The organism is Clostridium sp. MCC328, assembly GCF_018785465.1.
GTDB classification, from domain to species: Bacteria; Bacillota; Clostridia; order Lachnospirales; family Lachnospiraceae; genus Pilosibacter; species Pilosibacter fragilis.
Map to the genome: position 1 here is coordinate 37,295 of NZ_WQPW01000096.1, position 20,775 is coordinate 58,069.

Annotated in this window: 19 protein-coding genes; 18 read left to right on the plus strand and 1 reads right to left on the minus strand. The window is 49.8% G+C overall.

Translation table 11 applies throughout. The features are described 5' to 3' along the window. Positions 1 to 105 precede the first annotated feature (105 nt). Positions 106 to 480: a TnpV protein gene (locus GPK83_RS13060; RefSeq protein ID WP_107000082.1), complete on the minus strand. Its 375-nt coding sequence runs from the start codon at positions 478 to 480 to the stop codon at positions 106 to 108. A 90-nt stretch (positions 481 to 570) separates the two neighbouring features. Here GPK83_RS13060 and GPK83_RS13065 point away from each other — a divergent pair, with 90 nt between their 5' ends. The 18 genes from GPK83_RS13065 to GPK83_RS13145 all read left to right on the plus strand — a co-directional run bounded on the left by GPK83_RS13065 (position 571) and on the right by GPK83_RS13145 (position 20,575). Further along, positions 571 to 2,400, plus strand: coding sequence for a recombinase family protein (locus GPK83_RS13065; RefSeq protein ID WP_107000081.1), 1,830 nt, complete (start codon positions 571 to 573; stop codon positions 2,398 to 2,400). A 7-nt stretch (positions 2,401 to 2,407) separates the two neighbouring features. Further along, positions 2,408 to 2,773, plus strand: coding sequence for a sigma-70 family RNA polymerase sigma factor (locus GPK83_RS13070; RefSeq protein WP_345941817.1), 366 nt, complete (start codon positions 2,408 to 2,410; stop codon positions 2,771 to 2,773). A gap of 277 nt (positions 2,774 to 3,050) precedes the next feature. Further along, positions 3,051 to 3,989, plus strand: coding sequence for an N-acetyl-gamma-glutamyl-phosphate reductase (argC, locus tag GPK83_RS13075; RefSeq protein ID WP_215704963.1), 939 nt, complete (start codon positions 3,051 to 3,053; stop codon positions 3,987 to 3,989). A 76-nt stretch (positions 3,990 to 4,065) separates the two neighbouring features. Continuing rightward, complete coding sequence (gene argB / locus GPK83_RS13080) at positions 4,066 to 4,935, plus strand: acetylglutamate kinase (RefSeq protein WP_215704964.1); 870 nt, start codon at positions 4,066 to 4,068, stop codon at positions 4,933 to 4,935. Between the two features lie 144 nt (positions 4,936 to 5,079). Beyond that, positions 5,080 to 6,264: an aspartate aminotransferase family protein gene (locus GPK83_RS13085; RefSeq protein ID WP_215704965.1), complete on the plus strand. Its 1,185-nt coding sequence runs from the start codon at positions 5,080 to 5,082 to the stop codon at positions 6,262 to 6,264. Next, the gene (gene argF, locus GPK83_RS13090; protein ID WP_117514784.1) at positions 6,261 to 7,172 is read left to right on the plus strand and encodes an ornithine carbamoyltransferase; all 912 of its coding nucleotides are present in this window, start codon (positions 6,261 to 6,263) and stop codon (positions 7,170 to 7,172) included. The genes GPK83_RS13085 and argF overlap by 4 nt, the downstream gene beginning before the upstream one ends. Before the next feature lie 342 nt (positions 7,173 to 7,514). After that, positions 7,515 to 8,450: an alpha/beta hydrolase gene (locus GPK83_RS13095; RefSeq protein WP_015554179.1), complete on the plus strand. Its 936-nt coding sequence runs from the start codon at positions 7,515 to 7,517 to the stop codon at positions 8,448 to 8,450. Positions 8,451 to 8,986: 536 nt separating this feature from the next. Further along, a complete protein-coding gene (locus GPK83_RS13100) occupies positions 8,987 to 10,486 on the plus strand; it encodes a YifB family Mg chelatase-like AAA ATPase (RefSeq protein WP_117514803.1) in 1,500 nt (499 codons plus the stop codon). 17 nt (positions 10,487 to 10,503) lie between these two features. After that, on the plus strand, positions 10,504 to 11,610 hold the full coding sequence (gene dprA / locus GPK83_RS13105) for a DNA-processing protein DprA (protein ID WP_215704966.1): 1,107 nt from the start codon (positions 10,504 to 10,506) through the stop codon (positions 11,608 to 11,610). Positions 11,611 to 11,631: 21 nt separating this feature from the next. Continuing rightward, a complete protein-coding gene (gene topA, locus GPK83_RS13110; protein WP_021904113.1) occupies positions 11,632 to 13,728 on the plus strand; it encodes a type I DNA topoisomerase in 2,097 nt (698 codons plus the stop codon). Positions 13,729 to 13,964: 236 nt separating this feature from the next. Further along, positions 13,965 to 14,747 carry a GTP-sensing pleiotropic transcriptional regulator CodY gene (gene codY / locus GPK83_RS13115; protein WP_015554182.1) on the plus strand — a complete coding sequence of 261 codons (783 nt, stop codon included), beginning with the start codon at positions 13,965 to 13,967 and terminating at the stop codon, positions 14,745 to 14,747. A gap of 106 nt (positions 14,748 to 14,853) precedes the next feature. Next, positions 14,854 to 15,009, plus strand: a complete 156-nt coding sequence (locus GPK83_RS13120) for a hypothetical protein (protein ID WP_215704967.1) — start codon at positions 14,854 to 14,856, stop codon at positions 15,007 to 15,009. A 127-nt stretch (positions 15,010 to 15,136) separates the two neighbouring features. After that, the gene (gene rpsB / locus GPK83_RS13125; RefSeq protein ID WP_021904111.1) at positions 15,137 to 15,862 is read left to right on the plus strand and encodes a 30S ribosomal protein S2; all 726 of its coding nucleotides are present in this window, start codon (positions 15,137 to 15,139) and stop codon (positions 15,860 to 15,862) included. Between the two features lie 97 nt (positions 15,863 to 15,959). Continuing rightward, positions 15,960 to 16,901 carry a translation elongation factor Ts gene (gene tsf / locus GPK83_RS13130; RefSeq protein ID WP_117469399.1) on the plus strand — a complete coding sequence of 314 codons (942 nt, stop codon included), beginning with the start codon at positions 15,960 to 15,962 and terminating at the stop codon, positions 16,899 to 16,901. A 202-nt stretch (positions 16,902 to 17,103) separates the two neighbouring features. Then, the gene (gene nhaC / locus GPK83_RS13135) at positions 17,104 to 18,504 is read left to right on the plus strand and encodes a Na+/H+ antiporter NhaC (RefSeq protein WP_215704968.1); all 1,401 of its coding nucleotides are present in this window, start codon (positions 17,104 to 17,106) and stop codon (positions 18,502 to 18,504) included. A gap of 29 nt (positions 18,505 to 18,533) precedes the next feature. After that, positions 18,534 to 19,412: an MBL fold metallo-hydrolase gene (locus GPK83_RS13140; RefSeq protein WP_117483282.1), complete on the plus strand. Its 879-nt coding sequence runs from the start codon at positions 18,534 to 18,536 to the stop codon at positions 19,410 to 19,412. Positions 19,413 to 19,444: 32 nt separating this feature from the next. Then, a complete protein-coding gene (locus tag GPK83_RS17170; RefSeq protein ID WP_275950632.1) occupies positions 19,445 to 19,576 on the plus strand; it encodes a hypothetical protein in 132 nt (43 codons plus the stop codon). Between the two features lie 81 nt (positions 19,577 to 19,657). Then, complete coding sequence (locus GPK83_RS13145) at positions 19,658 to 20,575, plus strand: GGDEF domain-containing protein (RefSeq protein ID WP_215704969.1); 918 nt, start codon at positions 19,658 to 19,660, stop codon at positions 20,573 to 20,575. The last annotated feature ends 200 nt before the right edge of the window (positions 20,576 to 20,775 follow it).

A 20,775-nucleotide genomic window follows, 5' to 3' on the forward strand; every position in this document is an offset into this window, starting at 1 on the left:
TTTCCGACAAGCTGGTGGGATGTCAAAACAACTTCTGTCCAACTCGGATTCAAGGGAAAAGAGAGAACTTGTACCCATGATGTGTACAAGCTCTCTCCCTTGGCGTTAGCAATATATTAGTTCATTCAAAACAATTTCCTCCGCAGCATTGCGGATGTTATTGCAGGCACCTACCCAGATCATCTGATCAAGAGCTTTTAATTCCTCGTTTACACCATGCTGCTCCTGCATTTGTCGAGTCAGCAGCTCCATCCGTTGACGAGCCGTATCATCAATGTCGTTCAAGTGTGATACCAGCTTTCCGTCGAACAAAAGCTCCGTATACAACCCCGGGCGATGCTCTTTTATGTAATTCATTCGCATACGACCATACTTACCGTAATGTGGTTCTTCTTCAACCGGAAGCTCCAGGTTCGGATAATACATTCCGTCCTCGCCTAAAGTGTAGGTGCCGCCTAATTCTTCAAAAATCGATTTCATAGAAAACCCTCCTGTCATGTTTACTTGGTGCTTACTTTATGTTATAATAGCACATGATACATCACATAGCAAGAGAAGGAGGAAAAGCAGATGCGACAAAATGAAGATGTTATCGCCCTCTATTCCCGTAAATCAAAATTTACAGGGAAAGGCGAGAGTATTGGCAATCAGGTTGAACTTGGCAAAGAGTATGTTCGTGTGCATTTTGGTGATGCCGCTGTAGATAAAATCGTAGTATATGAAGATGAGGGATTTTCCGGAGGGAATCTGAACCGTCCGGCATTCAAACGAATGATGGATGCAGCAAAAAAGCGACAGTTTAAGGCAATCATTGTCTATCGTCTTGACCGTATCAGCCGTAATGTCAGCGACTTCTCTGGATTGATTGAAGAACTTGCCCGTTTGGATATTTCTTTTATTTCCATCAAGGAGCAGTTTGACACCAGCACCCCGATGGGACGAGCCATGATGTATATTGCATCTGTTTTTTCTCAGTTGGAGCGTGAAACCATTGCCGAGCGTATCCGTGACAATATGCATGAGCTGGCAAAGACCGGACGCTGGTTAGGTGGTACAACCCCTACCGGCTTTGAATCCGAAGCTATAAAAAGCATTACAGTGGACGGAAAGACAAAGAAAGCCTGCAAGTTGAAACTTGTTCCGGAAGAAGCAGATATAGTCAAAACGATTTTTGATTTGTATGTGGAAACGGATTCTTTGACTTTGACAGAAGCGGCGTTGATTAAGCAAGGGTTCAAGACAAAGAACGGAAAATATTTTACCCGTTTCTCGGTCAAAGCGATTTTGCAGAATCCGGTCTACATGGTCGCTGACCAAGAGGCGTATGATTTCTTTATAAAGAATGATACAGACCTGTTCTCCGAGCATGATGCCTTTGACGGTGTTCACGGCATGATGGCATATAATCGTACCGATCAGGAAAAAGGCAGAGCGAGTATCTCGTTACCGCCGAGTGAATGGATTGTGTCCGTTGGCAAACATCCCGGACTAATTCCCGGCAAGGTGTGGGTGCAGGTTCAAGAGTCATTGGAACGCAACAAGTCCAAGTCTTTCAGAAAACCACGCAGTAACGAAGCGTTGCTGACCGGTCTGCTGTTCTGCAGCTGCGGTGAGCGTATGTATCCGAAGATGAGCAAGCGAAAAACTGCTGACGGCAAGGTGATTTACACCTATGTGTGCAAAATGAAAGAGCGCAGCCAGCGTACCGTGTGCAACAGCAAAAACGCAAACGGCAATACACTGGATATGGCAATCATCGAACAGGTAAAAATGCTTGCAGATGATAAGGAGACTTTTGTCAGTCAGTTGGAGCAGAGCCGAAAATTCTATACCGGCAATCGCATGGACTACGAACAGCGGATTTCCGATATGAGAAAAGAGAAGGCAGAAACAGAGAAGAAAATCAATTCACTGGTGGATTCTCTCGTGGAAATGGGTGACAGCCCTGCCAAGGCTCATGTAACAAAGCGAATTGAGCAACTGAACGAAGAATACCAGTCCCTTGAAAAACGTATTCAGGAGCTGGAAGGACTGACTACGCAGCACGCTCTCAGTGATGTTGAATTTGACTTGATGCGCCAGCTGCTGACTGTCTTTAAGGACGGCATTGATGAAATGACCATAGAACAGAAACGAGCAGCCATCCGCACCATCGTGCGTAAGGTTATCTGGGACGGAGTCAATGCCCATGTGGTTCTGTTCGGTGTGCAGGACGATGAAATCGAATACCCGGAAATCGCTTCTGCTGCTTCTGATAATACAGACGATGAGGACGATAATGATGAATTGGTGGCATTTTCCGATGTAGATTACGAAGATGATGATACGGAGGATGACCGCCTGGGAAAAACTAATCCCCTCAGTGCATCAAAAACGCATTGGGGGGAGGATAGCAAATGAAATCTTAATGATGTTTCGGTCCGGAAAAAAGTTTTCCAGGGAAGTCTCCATCTACGATCCCATCGGCGCGGATAAGGATGGGGAGACTGTGAGTCTCCTGGATGTGCTGGAGGCCGGGGATCGGGAAGTTCTTGAGACTGTGATCATCAAGCAGGACGTGAAGATCCTCTACGAGGCGTACAAGGAGAATCTCACGGAGATGGAGCGGACCGTGATCCGCATGAGATATGGATTGTTTGGGACAAAGGAACACACGCAGCGGGAGATCGCGGAAAAGCTCGGGATCTCCCGGTCCTATGTGTCGAGAATCGAGAAACGAGCGGTGGGGCATATGCGGGAGGCGTTTTATGAGCCTGCCGGAAAGAACCTGTGATACATTTCGCAGGACCAAAATAAAAGATTGCAATGATATAAAAGCACTTGCCTCAGATGGTGGTAAGTGCTTTTTGAAATTTATACAAAAAATACTTGCATAATTATACATATAGAGTTATAATTATGCAAAATTATTCAAAAAGTATTCACGGTCACCATCCGTAGCACGGTTACTTCCCAGGTCTTGTGCAAACAGTAACGCACCCCACAAATTCACGGCGGGTGGGAGACGAACCTGGAATCCAGAACAATCTATGAGCGAGAGGAGAACAACTATGAAGCCAAAGGTATATATTGACGGAAAAGAAGGAACCACCGGACTCCAGATCTACGACAGACTTGCATCAAGAGACGACATTGAACTCCTGTTAATTGATGAAACAAAGAGGAAAGACCCGGATGAGAGAAAGAAACTCATCAACGCGGCGGATATCACCTTCCTCTGCCTGCCGGATGCGGCGGCGAAGGAGGCGGTGAGTTTTGTGGAGAAGGATTCCGCGAGGATCATCGATGCCTCCACGGCGCACCGTACAGTACCCGGCTGGGCATACGGGATTCCGGAGCTTTCCGATATGCATAAAGATGCAGTCGTTCATGCAAAATTCACAGCAAATCCGGGCTGCCATGCGTCAGGATTCGTGATCCCGGTCTATCCGCTCGTGGCGTCTGGAATGATCCCGAAGGAGACGCCCCTCACTGTATTTTCCCTCACCGGATACTCTGGAGGCGGAAAGAAGATGATCGCGGAGTACGAGTCCCCGGAGAAGCCGGAACTCTACAACACGCCGAGAATCTACGGTCTGAACCTGAAACACAAACACCTCCCGGAGATGCAGAAGATCTGCGGACTTGATATTCCTCCGGTGTTCTGCCCGATCGTGGATGACTATTACAAAGGAATGGCAGTGACTGTCATGCTGCAGAACTCCATGTTAAAGGGAAATCCCACAGCGAAAGATATCCACGAGGCGCTGGCTGCCCACTACGACGGAAAGAAGGTCGTAAAAGTCCATCCGTTCGGATATGAGGATCCGATGATTGCCGCCGGGACCATGGCGGGAAAGGACAGAATGGAACTGGTCGTCAATGGACATGAAGGTCAGACGATCATCACGGCGCTGTTTGATAACCTCGGAAAAGGCGCTTCCGGCGCGGCGGTTGAGAACATGAACCTGATGCTGGGACTTGAGGAGACAGCGGGACTGAATTTATAATTCAAGTCGAACGTCCGTGAGACTTGGCGCGTGATTCTATTTGGTGCAATCTGAAAATGAAAAAAGGAGAAAATTCATGGAAAATCTGAAAGCGGAGACAAGAGCGGGTGTCCTTGTGGAGGCGCTCCCGTATCTTCAGGAATACAATGGAAAGATCGTAGTCGTAAAGTACGGCGGAAACGCCATGATCAACGAGGATTTAAAGCAGGCGGTCATCCGTGACATCGTCCTCTTAAATCTCGTGGGTGTGAAAGTCGTTCTCGTCCACGGCGGCGGTCCGGAGATCGGGGAACTTTTAAAGAAGACCGGAAAAGAGTCCAAATTCATCAAGGGTCTGCGCTATACAGACAAAGAGACGATGGAAGCGGTCCAGATGGTCCTCTGCGGAAAGCTCAATAAGAATCTGGTAACACTCTTAAAAAATGCCGGAGGAAAAGGCGTAGGAATAAGCGGAATGGACGGCGGACTGTTTGAGGCGGTCAAATTGAACGATCCGGACGGAACGGAATATGGCTATGTGGGTGACATCGTTAAGACAAACCCGCAGATCGTCCTTGATATGCTGGAAAAAGGCTATATCCCGGTAGTTACTTGTGTTGCCGCAGGAATTGACGATACCTGCAACTACAACATCAACGCGGATACAGCGGCTGAGAAGCTTGCCATCGCGTTAAAGGCGAAAAAGCTGATCATGCTCACGGATGTAAGAGGACTTTTGAGAGATCCGTCCGATGAATCCACACTGATCAAACATCTGAAGGTTTCGGAAGTACCGTCTCTCGTCAGGGAGGGCATCATCAAGGGCGGCATGATCCCGAAGGTCAACTGCTGCGTGGAATGTGTCCGTCAGGGCGTGGAGCGCGCGAACATTCAGGATGGCCGTGTGCCGCACTCGATCTTAATCGAGCTGCTTACAAATGAAGGTGTAGGAACCATGTTTTCATAAAAGGCAGACGCAGATCCATGCGAAGATACAGATTCCTGTAAGAAAACGCATCCGGCGCGGAATGTGCCAGAGTACACGTTTTTTGCAGAAAGAACGCAGGAAAAAGCGTGGATCTGCCGAATTAGTTGCCACAGGAGGTACGATATGACAGCGGAAGAGATCAAGAAAAAAGATTCAGAATATATCATGCATACATACGGACGGTTCGACATCGTCCTTGACCACGGAAAAGGCGCGACGCTCTGGGATGCGGACGGAAAAAAGTATGTGGATCTGACCTCCGGGATCGGAGTAAACAGCTTAGGCCACGGAAATCCGGCGATCGTAAATGCCGTGACAAAACAGGCGGAAAAGCTCATGCACGCTTCCAACCTTTACTACACGGAGCCTATGGTGAGTGCCGCAGAGAAGCTCGTGACAGCCGCAGGGATGGGAAAAATCTTCTTTGCAAACTCCGGTGCGGAGGCGAATGAGGGCGCTATCAAGCTCGCGAGAAAGTATTCCTTCGATAAATACGGTGAGGGAAGAAACACCATTGTGACACTGATCCAGTCCTTCCACGGAAGAACGGTCACAACATTAAAGGCAACTGGACAGGAGAAGTTCCACCAGTACTTCTTCCCGTTCACGGAAGGCTTTGCCTACGCGAAGGCAAACGACCTGGCGGATGTAACCGCAAAGGCAGACAAGACCTGCTGTGCGGTCATGATGGAGATGATCCAGGGAGAGGGCGGCGTTCTGCCGTTAAATAAAGAGTTTGTCCAGGGCGTCGCGAAATTCTGCAAGGAAAACGACATCCTGCTCATAGTGGATGAGGTCCAGACCGGCATCGGAAGATGTGGCAGCCTCTTCGCCTATGAGCAGTACGGAATTGCTCCGGATATCGTGACCATGGCGAAAGGTCTCGGCGGCGGTCTGCCGATCGGCGGCGTGCTGGCTGCGAAGTCCTGCGCGGATGTTATGGGACCGGGAACCCACGGTTCCACCTTCGGCGGGAATCCGGTGAGCGCGGCATCTGCGAATGTGGTCCTCGACACGGTGATGAAGCCGGAATTCTTAAAAGAGGTTGAGGAAAAGGGCGCTTACATCAGAGAAAAAGTCCTGGGATTTCACTCCCCGGCAGTGAAGAATGTCCGCGGCATGGGACTCATGTTAGGTATCATCGTGGATCCCGAAAAGCGCGCCGGATATGTTGCAAAGATTATGGAACAGGGCGTTCTCGTCCTGACAGCCGGAACGGACGCGATCCGTCTGCTGCCGCCGCTTGTTATCACCTATGAAGAGATCGATCAGGCACTTGAGGCCATGAAAGGGGTATTTGAATCATGAAGAACTTATTAAAATTACTGGATCTCAGTACAGAGGAGATCATTGGAATTCTGGATCTGGCAGACCAGTTAAAATATGAAAGAAAGCACAACATTCCTCATGAGCTTTTAAAAGGGCAGACACTGGGAATGATCTTCCAGAAATCCTCCACAAGAACGAGGGTTTCCTTCGAGACAGGAATGTATCAGCTGGGCGGACATGCGCTGTTTCTGTCCTCAAGAGATCTTCAGATCGGCCGCGGAGAGCCGGTTCAGGATACTGCCCGCGTGTTGTCAAGATACCTTGACGGTATCATGATCCGTACCTTCGAGCAGAAGGAAGTGGAGGACCTCGCAAAATTTGGTTCCATCCCGGTCATCAACGGCCTGACGGATTTCTGTCATCCGTGTCAGGTCCTTGCGGACCTCATGACGATCCGTGAGAAGTTCGGAAGCTTCTCCGGACTCAAAATGTGCTTCATCGGTGACGGCAACAATATGGCAAACTCCCTGATCGTTGGTGGCTTAAAGGTCGGAATGAACGTGGCGGTCGCGACACCGGACGGATACAAGCCGGACGGAGCTGTCCTTGAATTCACGAAGGGCTACGGCGATAAGTTTGCCTTGGAGACAGACCCGTTTATGGCGGCGTCCGGTGCGGATATTCTGATCACAGATACATGGACTTCGATGGGAGAAGAAGCGGAGAAAGAGGAGAGAAAGAAAATCTTCAAGGACTACCAGATCAACAGACAGCTCCTCGCAGCCGCGAACGCGGGCGCTATGGTCCAGCACTGTCTCCCGGCATACCGCGGACAGGAGATCACCGAGGAAGTCTTCGAGGAACATGCCGACGAGATCTTCAATGAGGCAGAGAACCGCCTGCACGCGCAGAAGGCTGTTATGGTAAAGCTGATGAAGAAAGACTGATCGGACATGACGACTGTCTTGTAATTGAGGTTGGAAGCATTGGAAAGTTAGAAAGTCCCCGCTGGTGTGAGAGCGCCTGCGGGGCTTTTTTGCGCCCGCGCAGAGTGCAGCCCGGTGTGGGTGACCATAACAGGATAGCGGAATGCGCCTGACACATTTAATTTCGGTTTAGATAAAGTTTATGAAATTTTAACAGATGTTTCCTAGGGAAAGTTTTGAGTGCGTGTTATACTAGGACTATATTTATAAAACTCTTCGATGAGCACTGATGACAGGCGGAACGGGTATTTGAGTGCCTGTTAGCTAAAATCGAAAATGTTTTATGCACAGGAGGCATAAATTATGGAGATCCATGAATTTTATATACCATCCAGCAGCGGTCTTGCGAATCTCCACTGTATGGAATGGATTCCAAACGGCGAGGTGAAAGCCGTCGTCCAGATTGCCCATGGAATGATGGAACATGTGGGAAGATACCGGGAGTCTGCGGAATTCCTTGCGGGACACGGGATCTATGTTCTCGGGAATGACCACTTAGGCCACGGAAAGACCGCGGCAGCGGAGGAGGACAGGGGATATTTCGGTGACCATGCGGGCGCTGTCTCCGTGATCCGTGATATGCGCCGTGTGACGGTCCATGCCCAGAGAAAATATCCGGGTGTGCCGATTTTCCTTTTGGGGCACAGTATGGGGTCGTTCTTCGCGAGACGATATCTGACCGTCTACAAGGACGGAATCGACGGTGTGATCCTGCTCGGAACCGGAGCACCGAAGGACGCTGAGGTGCGGTTCGGATATATGCTGGCGGACTCTGTCTGTAAGAGGAAAGGGACGAGATACAGGAGCAAAATGCTCTACAACCTGTCCCTTGGAAACTATAACCGGAAATTCAAGCCGACAAAGACGCCTTACGACTGGCTGTCCAGGGATGAAAAGAGAGACCGCGCCTTCGGGGATGACCCGCTGACGAACTTTATTTTCACTGCGGGCGCGTACCGGGATTTCTTCGAGGTGATCTTAAAGACCGCAAAACTCGAAAAAGCGGGCAAAATGCGCACCGACCTCCCGATCCTGATCCTCTCCGGAAGCAAAGATCCGGTGGGAGAGGAGACAAAAGGCGTGCGGAGAGTTTACGACCGCTATGATAAAGCAGGGGTAGAAGATCTCTCCATCGGCTTTTATGAGGGTGCGAGGCATGAACTTTTAAATGAACTCAACCGCGAACAGGTATCTGGGGATATTCTGGAGTGGATCGAGGAGCATGAGAACAACAAATAATTCAAGTCGAACGTCCGTGAGACTTGGCGCGTGATTCTGGTCAGCAAAGCTGACATATTCCATACAGAGTCACTGCGCATCCTCGCGGAGCGTTTATCTCAGTCGGAGACCCAACTCCCACTGAGGCAAATTTGCTATTACTCACCACCTAATGAGGTGGGAGTCTTCTCGACTGAGATAAAAGCGGCAGACTGGCTGCGCTGATCTGCGGGTCAGTCTGCTATAAATTCAATATTTGTAACTATTCAGTACCTTCATAGTTACACGCAAAAATCCATTCCTGATCAGCTTCGCTGATGGGATTTTTGCCTTCCAGCCTATGTTTTCTTACGGTCAGCGCAGCAAGTGCGCAGACTTACGGAACAGTTACCAATATTTTTCTTAAACATTCTTAAATACATCTATATTATCAACAATGGTGAAAAATTCACCTGTCAAAAATAGTTCTGAAAAATTCAGCAAAGCAAAAACATCTTAAACATGTTTGGAAAGGAGTCTTTTTGTTCAGTAAAATCAACAGCATATACCTTCGCGGCATGGAGGGAAAGAATGTGACCGTGGAGGCGGACGTCAGCGATGGACTTCCGGGGCTGATCCTCGTAGGTTACCTTGCGTCCGAGGTACGGGAAGGCGGAGACAGGGTGCGGACGGCGATCAAAAATCTCGGACTTTCCCTGCCGCCCAAAAAGATCACGATCAACCTGTCCCCGGCAGATTTTAGAAAGGAAGGGACCGGATTCGACCTCGCGATCGCCGCTGCCATTTTATCCGCCTACGGTGGATTTCGGGCGAAAGATCTCGAAGACGCTGTCTTGTTCGGAGAACTGGGGCTGGACGGGACTGTTCGGGGAATTCCTGGGGTTATGGCACTTACAGACCAGGCACGGGAAAGTGGTTTTAAACGTGTATTTTTACCTGTGGAGAATGTGAATGAAGCATCCGTTATAGGGGGAATGGAACTTTATGGGATCCGGGATCTGAGACATCTCCTGGAGGTGCTTTCGGGAAAGCTTCCTATGCAGGCGGAGTCAACGATAAATATGGACGAATTGCAGAATTCCATGAACCGTTACGAGGTGGACTTTTCAGAACTTTCCGGTCAGCCGCTGCTCAGAAGAGCAGCCGAGGTGGCGGCAGCTGGAAAACATAATCTTTTGATCGTTGGTCCTGCGGGAGCTGGAAAGACCATGCTGGCAAAAAGAATGCCGACGATCATGCCGGGGCTTGATATCGCAGAGAGCATCGAGATCTCAAAAATCTATAGTGTGAGCCATCTCCTGACAGCCAAAGAGCCTTTGATCCGGACACGTCCGTTCCGGGCGCCCCATCACACCGTGTCGGTTCAGGCACTGACCGGAGGTGGGAGAAGACCGAAGCCGGGGGAGATCTCTCTTGCCACCGGCGGGATTTTGTTCCTTGACGAGTTTCCGGAATTCTCCAGAGCAGCCCTGGAGACGTTGCGTCAGCCTTTGGAGGAACGGGAGGTGACTGTCTCGAGAGTGGAAGCTTCCGTGACATATCCTGCGAATTTCCAGCTCGTTGCGGCCATGAACCCCTGTCCTTGCGGTCATTTCCCAGACCGTTCCCGCTGTCGCTGCACCGATGGACAAATAACCCGGTATTTACAGAAAGTATCGGGACCGATGTTAGACCGGATCGATATCTGCGTGGAGGCATCACCGATCACTTACGGAGATATCAGAAGCAGCGGAAATAACGAATCATCCCGTGAAATCCGTGCCCGTGTGGAACAGGCAAGGAAGATCCAGGGAGAACGTTTTGCAGGTGAAAATATCCGCTGCAACGGCGAAATGTCAGGACGTCATATCCGGAAGTTCTGCTGGCTCGGACGCGAAGAAGAAAAGTTTATGGAAGAAATTTTTAAAAAGCTTGCCCTTTCAGCCAGGATGCATGACCGAATCCTGAAAGTAGCACGGACAACGGCAGATCTTGCAGAAGAAGAGAAAATCCGGCTTGCGGATCTCTGTGAAGCAGTGTCTTATGTGAAGAGCCGCGATAAATTCTGGGGAAATTAAAAGGAGAATATGAAATTATGACAAGTAATACACTCACCGACCGCGAAGCTCTCTACTGCCTCTGCCACGTTCCCGGTTTCGGCGGCGTAACAATCAGAGGCCTGAAAGACACATTTGGGACCTACCTGTCTGCCTGGAGGGTAAAGCCCCAGGAACTGCAGAAATCAGGAGTCCTCACGGAGCGGCGTGCGGAGGTCTTCCAGGAGTCGAGAAAACACGAATCCGCATGGCGGAAGGAGTTTGCCGGCCTGGCACAGAAGAACATCCGCGTCATCGCGGAATGCGACCCGGACTATCCGACCCGGTTTCTTCCATATAAAGATCGCCCGGCAGCCCTCTTTGTAAAAGGCAGTCTCCCGGAAAACGAGGTCCCGTCGGTGGCCATCGTGGGCGCGAGAGTCTGCACGGAGTACGGGAAGGAAGCGGCAGGCTTCTACGCCGGGGAACTCGCCAACGCCGGAGTCAACATCATCAGCGGCATGGCAGCCGGCGTGGACGGCTATGCCCACAGAGGCGCCATCGAGCGTGGAAAGCCCACCTACGCAGTCTTGGGCTGCGGGGTAAACGTCTGCTACCCACGGGAAAATTACAAAATTTTCCATGCCATGGAGGAAAACGGCGGCATCCTCTCGGAGTTCGTCCCGGGAACCCGCCCCGCCGCCATGAATTTCCCCATGCGCAACCGGATCATCAGCGCCCTCGCTGATGCGGTTATTATAATAGAAGCGAGGGAGAAGAGCGGATCCCTTATCACGGCGGACTTTGCCCTGGAGCAGGGAAAAGAAGTTTTCGCCCTTCCGGGACGGGCAAATGACCCATTAAGCGGTGGCTGCAACCGCCTGATCCAGGGCGGTGCGAACATGCTTTTAAGCCCCTCGGATGTGCTGGAATTCCTTGGGATGAAATACGAAAGAAAATTAACGATTCATAAATTTTCACAAAATAGGCTTGCCAAGAACGAAAATTTGGTGTATGCTTCGGTTGATTCGCGCCCCAGATATCTGGAAGAGATCGCCGCACTCTGCGGACTCTCCGTGACAGAATGTATGGAAGCCCTTTTAAAGCTGGAGCTTACGGGACTTGTTTTTGGAACCGGGAATCAATATTATAAAAAAGCGGAATGATTGCAGAAGGATGTGAAGAATATGGCGAACAGTCTTGTGATTGTAGAGTCTCCTGCAAAGGTTAAAACAATTAAAAAATTCCTGGGAAGCACATATGAGGTCGACGCGTCCAACGGACACGTGAGAGATCTTCCGAAGAGCCAGCTCGGAATTGATGTGGAAAATGATTATGAACCGAAATATATTACGATCCGGGGCAAGGGAGATATCCTTGCGAAGCTTCGGAAGGAAGTAAAAAAAGCAGATAAAATTTATCTCGCAACTGACCCTGACCGTGAGGGAGAAGCGATTTCCTGGCATTTGATGAAAGCGTTAAAGCTTGACGAGGTAAAAGATAAAAAAGTATACAGGATCAGCTTCAATGAGATCACGAAAAATGCGGTAAAGGCGTCCTTAAAGGCACCCCGCGATATCGATATGAACCTGGTGGACGCCCAGCAGACGAGGCGTATCCTGGACCGTATTGTTGGCTATAAGATCAGCCCGATCCTCTGGGAGAAGGTTAAGAGAGGCCTTAGCGCCGGCCGTGTCCAGTCTGCGGCCCTCCGCATGATCTGTGACAGGGAAGAGGAGATCTCCGCGTTTATCCCGGAGGAATACTGGAGCCTCGACGCGATGTTAAAAGCTCCGGGTTCAAAGAAACCGGCAGCAGCCCATTTTCATAATGACAAAGATGGAAAAACGGAGATCAAGAGCAAGGCGGAGCTTGACGCTTTACTTGAGTCCTTAAAGGGACAGAAATTTATCGTGACAGATATCAGAAACGGGGAGCGCACGAAGAAACCGCCGCTTCCGTTTACAACGAGTACCCTGCAGCAGGAGGCGTCCAAGGCGTTGAACTTTTCTACCCAGAAGACCATGCGCCTCGCCCAGCAGCTCTACGAGGGCGTTGATGTAAAGGGCCATGGCACCGTCGGTCTCATCACCTACCTGCGTACCGATTCCACCCGTGTGGCTGAGGAAGCAGAGAAGATGGCAAGTGATTTCATCGCTGAAAACTACGGCGAGAATTACCTGTCCCAGGGTGAAAATACAAAGAAGAACAGCGGAAAGATCCAGGATGCCCACGAGGCGATCCGTCCGACAAATCTTTCCTTAACACCTGTAAAGGTAAAAGAATCCCTGGCACGAGACCAGTTCCGCCTCTACCAGCTGATCTGGAAGCGCTTCACGGCGAGCCGCATGTCCGCGGCTGTCTATGAGACAACATCCGTAAAGATCGGAGCGGGCGGAAACGAGTTTACGATGACGGCATCCAGACTGAAGTTCGACGGCTTCATGTCCGTCTATATCGAGGCGGATGAGAAAGAGGAGAAAAACCAGATCCTCTCGAAGCTGGAAAAAGGTGAGGAGCTTGAGCTTGCGGATCTCGTGAGCGCCCAGCACTTTACCCAGCCGCCGGCCCATTACACAGAGGCATCCCTGGTAAAAGCCATGGAGGAACAGGGCATCGGCCGTCCGAGCACCTACGCACCGACGATCACAACGATCTTAGCCCGCCGTTACGTGGTAAAAGAGAACAAGAACATCTATGTGACCGAGATCGGTGAGGTCGTTAACCGGATCATGAAGCAGTGCTTCCCGAGCATCGTGGACATTGCCTTCACCGCGAACCTGGAGTACCTGTTAGACAGCGTCGGCGAGGGCCTGACCCCGTGGAAGACCATCGTAAGAAACTTCTACCCTGATCTTATGGAAGCGGTGGAAGAGGCCCAGAGAACCTTAGAGACTGTCCATATCGCAGACGAGGAGTCCGACGAGATCTGCGAACTTTGCGGAAGAAGGATGGTCATCAAATACGGTCCCCATGGAAAATTCCTCGCATGTCCTGGATTCCCGGAGTGCCGCAACACAAAGCCGTATTTGGAGAAGACAGGAATCCCGTGCCCGAAGTGTGGAAAAGAAGTCATCATTAAGAAGACGAAAAAGGGAAGAAAGTATTACGGCTGTGAAGCCAACCCGGACTGCGACTTCATGTCCTGGCAGAAACCATCCACTGAAAAGTGCCCGGAGTGCGGCAGCTACATGGTGGAAAAAGGAAACAAACTCGTCTGCGCCAATGAGCAGTGCGGATTTGTGATGCCGATGAAGGAAAATAAGGAAGAAAAAGAAGATTAATATAGCGAGATCAAGATCCGGCAGGGTGCCCAGAAGAGGCTCTGCCGGATATTTGCCGTAAACAAATGGTACAATTTCAATTGTTCAAACTTCCAAAACGTGATAAGAACTTGACAATTTATTTCGATTTATCTTAATTATCCGAAAAAGTCTTGAAATTCTGGAAATATCGTGTTACAATTTAATCGATCTAATATTATTCGTACGATATCAGAAAGTAAAGGAGGTTTTCGGAAATGAGTGTTGAATTATTGGATAAGACCAGAAAAATAAACAAACTGCTCCACAACAACAATTCGCACAAGGTCGTATTCAACGACATCTGTAAAGTTTTAAGCGAAATTTTGCTGTCGAACATTCTCGTGATCAGCAAGAAAGGAAAAGTCCTGGGTGTCAGCATCTGTCCTGGTGTTGATGAGATCCATGAGTTGATTGAGGACAAGGTAGGCGGCTATGTCGATAAAATGTTTAACGAACGCCTCTTAAGTGTCCTTTCCACCAAGGAAAATGTAAACCTTGCGACTCTCGGATTCGCTGAGGAGAATGTAAAGAAGTATCAGGCAATCATCGCCCCGATCGATATCGCAGGTGAGCGCCTCGGAACCTTATTTATGTACAAATCCGACGAGCAGTACGATATCGATGATATTATCCTCTGCGAGTATGGCACGACCGTTGTCGGCCTGGAGATGATGCGTTCCGTAAACGAGGAGAACGCCGAGGAGACAAGAAAAGTCCAGATCGTAAAATCTGCGATCAGCACCTTATCCTTCTCCGAGTTAGAAGCGATCACCCATATCTTCGAGGAGCTTGACGGAAACGAGGGAATCCTTGTAGCCAGCAAGATCGCCGACAGAGTCGGGATCACCCGCTCCGTGATCGTAAACGCACTCCGCAAATTCGAGAGTGCCGGGGTTATCGAGTCCCGTTCTTCCGGTATGAAGGGAACCTACATTAAGGTCTTAAACGATGTGGTATTCGATGAATTAAAAGCCTTAAAGGCAGTAAATACAAAATAAGACAGGGAGACCTGTGGAAAAGAGGCACGGCTGGGTGAAAAGCCGCGCCTCTTTTTTTAATATGAATTGTTGTATGACATCAGATAGATCAGGCTGTATCTGGTGCATGAGGGATTTAAGGAGAGAAAAGACTATTAAAAGGTCTATCATATATAGAAGAATCCCTGCCGCCGCATGCCCGAATGACCTTGTTTTTTATGAAATCAAATGTAATGGAAAAAAATCAAAAAAAATAGAAAAAAGTGCTTGCAGTGAAAAATGACTTATGATATAGTGAAAAAGCTGATATTATGCACGTCTGCGGATTCTGCGAGTGGTGCCTGAGAAGTTCAGGTGTTCGTGGAAGTGAGATGCAGGCGGAAGAAAACAACCAAATGGAGGAAAAAAACATGAGCGTAATTTCAATGAAACAGCTTCTGGAAGCCGGCGTACATTTCGGTCACCAGACAAGAAGATGGAACCCGAAAATGGCACCGTACATCTACACAGAGAGAAACGGTATCTACATCATCGACCTTCAGAAATCTGTAGGCAAAGTTGATGAGGCTTACAAGGCAGTTGCTGATATCGCAGCTGAGGGCGGCACAATCCTTTTCGTAGGTACAAAGAAGCAGGCTCAGGACGCTATCAAGACTGAGGCAGAGCGTTGCGGAATGTACTACGTAAACGAGAGATGGCTTGGCGGTATGCTTACAAACTTCAAGACCATCCAGTCCAGAATCGCTAGATTAAAAGCAATCGAGAAGATGTCTGAGGACGGAACATTCGACGTACTTCCGAAGAAGGAAGTTATCGAGTTAAAGAAAGAGTGGGAGAAGCTTGAGAAGAACCTTGGCGGTATCAAGGAAATGAAGAAGATCCCGGACGCTATCTTTATCGTAGATCCGAAGAAGGAAAGAATCTGTGTACAGGAAGCTCACACACTTGGAATCACTCTGATCGGTATCGCTGATACAAACTGCGATCCGGAAGAACTCGACTATGTAATTCCGGGTAACGACGATGCTATCAGAGCCGTTAAGCTTATCGTTTCCAAGATGGCAGACGCTGTCATCGAGGCTAAACAGGGCGAGGCTGAGGAAGCAGAAGCAGCTGAGGAGAACGCAGAGGCTTAAGTTGTTATAAGGAATCCAAGGAGGTGCTGTCAGTGGCAGCACCTTCTTCCGAAAAGACACGTTTTGATTCTTTAATATGATTCGGAGGAAATGAAACATGGCAGCAGTTACAGCTAAAATGGTAAAAGATTTAAGAGAAATGACAGGCGCTGGAATGATGGACTGTAAGAAAGCCCTTTCTGCTACAGACGGCGACATGGACAAAGCAGTTGAGTTCTTAAGAGAAAAAGGACTTGCAGGCGCTGAGAAGAAAGCTGGACGTATCGCAGCTGAGGGTATCGTTGACACAGCTATGGCAGCAGACGAGAAGAAAGCTGTTATCGTTGAGGTTAACTCTGAGACAGACTTCGTTGCTAAGAACGCTAAGTTCCAGGCATACGTTGCTCAGGTAGCAGCTCAGGCTCTTACAACAACAGCGACAGATATGGACGCATTTATGGACGAGAAGTGGACAGCAGATGAGAGCCTTACTGTTAAGGAAGCTCTTTCTTCTGAAATCTCCATCATCGGTGAGAACATGAGCATCCGTCGTTTCAAACAGGTTACAGAGGAGAACGGTTTCGTTTCTTCCTATATTCATGCAGGCGGCAGAATCGGTGTTCTTCTTGACGTTCAGACAGATGTTGTAAACGACGCTGTAAAAGAGATGGCAAAGAACGTTTGTATGCAGGTCGCAGCTCTTAACCCGAAGTACACAAACCGCAACGAAGTAAGCGCAGATTACATCGAGCATGAGAAATCCATCCTTATGGCTCAGATCCAGAACGATCCGAAGGAAGCTTCCAAGCCGGAGAAGGTTATCCAGGGTATGATCCAGGGTCGTATCAACAAAGAGATGAAAGAGATCTGTCTCTTAGACCAGGTTTACGTAAAAGCAGAGGACGGCAAGCAGTCCGTAGCTCAGTATGTAGCACAGGTTGCTAAAGAGAACAGCGCTAACATCGAAGTTAAGAGCTTCGTTCGTTTCGAGACTGGTGAAGGTCTTGAGAAGAAAAACGAGGACTTCGCGGCTGAGGTTGCTGCTCAGATGGGTAAATAATTCATAAAGCGAAAATGCAGCTTATATCGAATAATTCATATAAGCTGTTAAAAACAGCCGGAATCCAGTATTTCTGTGGGTTCCGGCTGTTTTAATTTGTGTGAGCTCTTGCAATTTTCCTGAATATTCGATATAATAATACAGCACTTTAAAGTTTAATGCTTTAAATTGAAAAATGAGTTTCAGGGGAGAGAAAATTGTTATGAGTGAAGAAAAGAAACTGAATATGCCTCAGTCGCTTCTGCTCCTGCTTCTGATCATCGGATCAGTCGCAGTCTGCATCCGGCTGAAGACGGGAGGACCGATGATCGGACTGTTTTTCAGCTGGATCATCATCTATCTGTTTTGTAAATGGTTAAAGATCAAATATGACCATGTTGTGAGTGGTGCCTACGACGCGATCCGTGTGGTCGTTCCGACACTATGTCTGCTTATGGCGATCGGCGTCATGATCGGTACCTGGCTCCAGAGCGGTACGATCGCCACGATCATCGCAGGCGGTCTGAAACTGATCGATCCAACCTGGCTCCTGCCGTTGACACTTGTATTCTGCGCCGTTTTAAGCCTTGTGACCGGAACATCCTACGGCTCGGTCGGAAGTGCCGGTGTCGCGATGATGGCGATTGGAAATGCGATGGGAATCAATCCTGGAATGGTGGCAGGCGCAGTCATCTGCGGTGCCATGTTCGGGGATAAGTTAAGCCCGCTCTCCGATACGACGAATCTTGCCCCGGCTGTTGCGGGCGCGAAGCTCAACGATCATGTGCGGTCCATGTTATGGACAACGCTGCCGACCTTTGTGATCAGCCTGGTCCTGTTTGTCATTCTCGGGATCAGTCAGACCTCCGGTGGTTATGAAGAGGGAAACCTTCTTGTCTACACGGAGGCACTTCAGGGAGAATTTAAACTTGGTCTTGTGACATTGATCCCGGCGGCGGTTATCATTGTCCTGCTCTTATGTAAAGTCAACGCGATCGTATCCCTGGGACTGTCCTCGGTGTGCGCCGGTGCGGTTGCGTTCTTCTGCCAGGGCGCGACGCTCCAGGGCATCATCCGTGTTGCTTACAACGGCTATACGACCCAGATTGAGGAGGCTGTTCTGAAAACGATCTTAAACCGTGGCGGTATGAGCAGCATGCTACAGTATGTGGCGATCATCTGTTTCGCGGTCGGAATGGGCGGCATGCTGGACAGATTGGGTGTTCTTGACAACATCCTGCGCGCGATCACCGGACGGATTAACAGCGATGGCGGCCTGATCTTCGCGACGCTCCTCGTCGGTTATATCACAAGCCTGATCAGCTGTTCCCAGCCGATGTCCCATGTCCTGACCGGAAACATGATGAAACCGTTGTTTAAGGAGAGAAAGATTGCCCCGGAGATTTTATCGAGAAGCCTGGAGGATGCGGGAACGCTCTCCGGACCGATGATCCCGTGGCATGGGTACTGCGTATACATGGCGGGAACGCTCGGCGTCGCATGGTCTGCGTTCTTCCCATATCTGTTCCTGCTATATCTGACTCCGTTTTTCAGCATCTTTTACGGCTTTACCGGAATCTCGATCCGGCATGTGGAGGATGAAAACGAACAGAAGCAGGGATGAAGAGCGGAAGGGAAAAAGGAGAGAAAATCATGATGGAGACAAAACTTGTACTTCTCGGTACCGGAACGCCTAACGCGTGCCCGGATGCCAGCGGTCCGTCCTCTGCGGTCGTTGTTGGCGACCGGGCGTACCTCGTTGATTTCGGTCCGGGGGTCGTCCGCCAGGCGGCGAAGGCATACCGGAACGGGATCGACGCGCTTCGCCCGGACAGGCTGGTGACCGCGTTCTGCACACACCTGCACACGGATCACACGGCAGGATACCCGGACCTGATCTTTACCCCATGGGTCCTGGAGCGGAAAGAACCACTCCGGGTATTTGGACCGAAAGGGATCCGGGATATGACAGAGCATTTGCTAAAGGCCTACAAGGTGGATATTGATTTCCGGATCAACGGTTTTGAAAAGGCAAATGAAGTGGGATACCGGGTGGAAACACAGGAAATAAATTCCGGAGTTATCTACCGGGATGACCGTGTGACGGTCGAAGCCTTCCCGGTGAGCCATGGGACGCTTGAGAGCTATGGCTTCAAATTTACGACGCCGGACCGGGTGATCGTGATCAGTGGGGATACCGCGCCGCTTGAGATCGTTGCGGAAAAGGCAAAGGGCTGTGATATTCTTCTCCATGAAGTAGAATACACGGCAGGTCTTGCCGCGAGGGAACCGAAGTGGCAGAAATACCATCGGGAGGTTCACACCCTGAGTGTGGATCTTGCAGAGATCGCGAAGAAGGCAGGACCAAAGCTTCTCGTCACATACCACCGGATCTATCACATGGAGATCCAGGACAACACGGTGGATGTGGGAGCCGAGATGGCGAGAAGAAACGAGGCGATCCTTGAGGAGATACGGAATGCCGGTTACGAAGGTCCTGTGGTGAATGGAATGGACCTGGATGTCTTTTAGAAAACAGACTATATCAGCTTTTGAGATCCGTCGTGGAGATCAATAAAAAACGAAGAGGACAGGCAAAACCACAGTTCAGGCTGGACCGGGACGGGAAAGGGCGCGCAAACCTACCGGAGGGCTGGCTTGACGATTATATGCTTCCACAGTATAATTATACGTAACAGCGTTGCCGCCGGAAGGCGGCGTGCCCGTTTAGTATCTGAAAGAGAGGAACCTGATATGCCGGATCTCTATTTTTTTCTTTGACGGTTATCAATTGTTTTGTCCTTGGGTTCATGTGTATGATCGTCAATTTCAGTGAAACGCTGTTTCCGAGACAGAGAAGGACTTTTCTGCTGACCTTCATCCTGATCGGCGTGATCTCAGTCCTTGAGTTGGTTACCGTGATAGTGGATGGGACTCCGGTAAGGCTCCGTCCGGTCAATATCATGGCAAATTACCTTGGCTTTGGTCTGACCCCGGCGGTACCGTTCCTGATGGTGTACGCGATGGACCGTTCGGATGAGGTGCGCCTCGGCTTAAAGGCTGCGGCAACCCTGGAGATCCTGTATCTCCTGATCCTGACGGTGGGGACGTTCTCCGGTGGTCTTGTATTTGCCGTGGACGCAGAAAACCATTACGCGAGGGAGCAGGGCTTCTGGCTCTATATGCTGATGTACGGCGGAGGGATCCAGTATCTGATGTTCAACATGCTGAAAATGACGCAGACCTACCAGAACCGCGGAAGAGTGCTGATCTACAGTCTTGCCGTCTTCCTGGTGGCAGGGACGATGATCCAGATCGTTCTTCCCACGCTGCATATCACGTGGCTCTGCGTTACCCTGATCTCAGTGCTCTATTACCTCTACTGCAATGAAATGTGGAACCAGCTGGATGGATTGACGGGATTCTTAAGCCAGAAGAGCTATCTGAACCGGACACTGAAGCTCCAGCCGGAGGATAAGATGCTGATCGTCTTCGACCTCGACAATTTTAAGTACATCAACGATACATACGGTCATCAGGCGGGGGACCAGTGCCTGAAGGTGATCGCGGAATGTCTGAAAAAGGCGTATTCCCGCTATGGAAACTGTTACCGGATCGGCGGAGATGAGTTCTGCGTCCTGTTCAGGGAAACGAAGAAGGAAAAATACTGCGGGAGAAATTTTACTGGATCATAGAAAAACGGAAAAAATCGCTGCATATGCTCCCAGGTGCCTCATACGGCAGTGCCCTGATCGAGGAGCAGGAGAGCATTTCCGACACAAAAGCGCGCGCGGACGCGAATATGTATGCGAATAAAAAAGCACGGAAACAGGCAAGGTGACCGGGGCGGATGAAAAGGATGGAATACATGCAGGACCTTGTTGCGTTGAATAGA

What these genes read in the sequence shown, in the direction of transcription:
- argB (WP_215704964.1), top strand. Translation starts at nt 4,066, where the DNA reads ATGGAAAATCTGAAAGCGGAGACAAGAGCGGGTGTCCTTGTGGAGGCG.
- GPK83_RS13095 (WP_015554179.1), top strand. Translation starts at nt 7,515, where the DNA reads ATGGAGATCCATGAATTTTATATACCATCCAGCAGCGGTCTTGCGAAT.
- codY (WP_015554182.1), top strand. Translation starts at nt 13,965, where the DNA reads ATGAGTGTTGAATTATTGGATAAGACCAGAAAAATAAACAAACTGCTC.
- rpsB (WP_021904111.1), top strand. Translation starts at nt 15,137, where the DNA reads ATGAGCGTAATTTCAATGAAACAGCTTCTGGAAGCCGGCGTACATTTC.
- topA (WP_021904113.1), top strand. Translation starts at nt 11,632, where the DNA reads ATGGCGAACAGTCTTGTGATTGTAGAGTCTCCTGCAAAGGTTAAAACA.
- GPK83_RS13085 (WP_215704965.1), top strand. Translation starts at nt 5,080, where the DNA reads ATGACAGCGGAAGAGATCAAGAAAAAAGATTCAGAATATATCATGCAT.
- GPK83_RS13070 (WP_345941817.1), top strand. Translation starts at nt 2,408, where the DNA reads ATGATGTTTCGGTCCGGAAAAAAGTTTTCCAGGGAAGTCTCCATCTAC.
- argF (WP_117514784.1), top strand. Translation starts at nt 6,261, where the DNA reads ATGAAGAACTTATTAAAATTACTGGATCTCAGTACAGAGGAGATCATT.
- dprA (WP_215704966.1), top strand. Translation starts at nt 10,504, where the DNA reads ATGACAAGTAATACACTCACCGACCGCGAAGCTCTCTACTGCCTCTGC.
- GPK83_RS13140 (WP_117483282.1), top strand. Translation starts at nt 18,534, where the DNA reads ATGATGGAGACAAAACTTGTACTTCTCGGTACCGGAACGCCTAACGCG.
- tsf (WP_117469399.1), top strand. Translation starts at nt 15,960, where the DNA reads ATGGCAGCAGTTACAGCTAAAATGGTAAAAGATTTAAGAGAAATGACA.
- GPK83_RS13065 (WP_107000081.1), top strand. Translation starts at nt 571, where the DNA reads ATGCGACAAAATGAAGATGTTATCGCCCTCTATTCCCGTAAATCAAAA.
- GPK83_RS13060 (WP_107000082.1), bottom strand. Translation starts at nt 480, where the DNA reads ATGAAATCGATTTTTGAAGAATTAGGCGGCACCTACACTTTAGGCGAG.
- GPK83_RS13100 (WP_117514803.1), top strand. Translation starts at nt 8,987, where the DNA reads ATGGAGGGAAAGAATGTGACCGTGGAGGCGGACGTCAGCGATGGACTT.
- nhaC (WP_215704968.1), top strand. Translation starts at nt 17,104, where the DNA reads ATGAGTGAAGAAAAGAAACTGAATATGCCTCAGTCGCTTCTGCTCCTG.
- argC (WP_215704963.1), top strand. Translation starts at nt 3,051, where the DNA reads ATGAAGCCAAAGGTATATATTGACGGAAAAGAAGGAACCACCGGACTC.
- GPK83_RS13120 (WP_215704967.1), top strand. Translation starts at nt 14,854, where the DNA reads ATGAGGGATTTAAGGAGAGAAAAGACTATTAAAAGGTCTATCATATAT.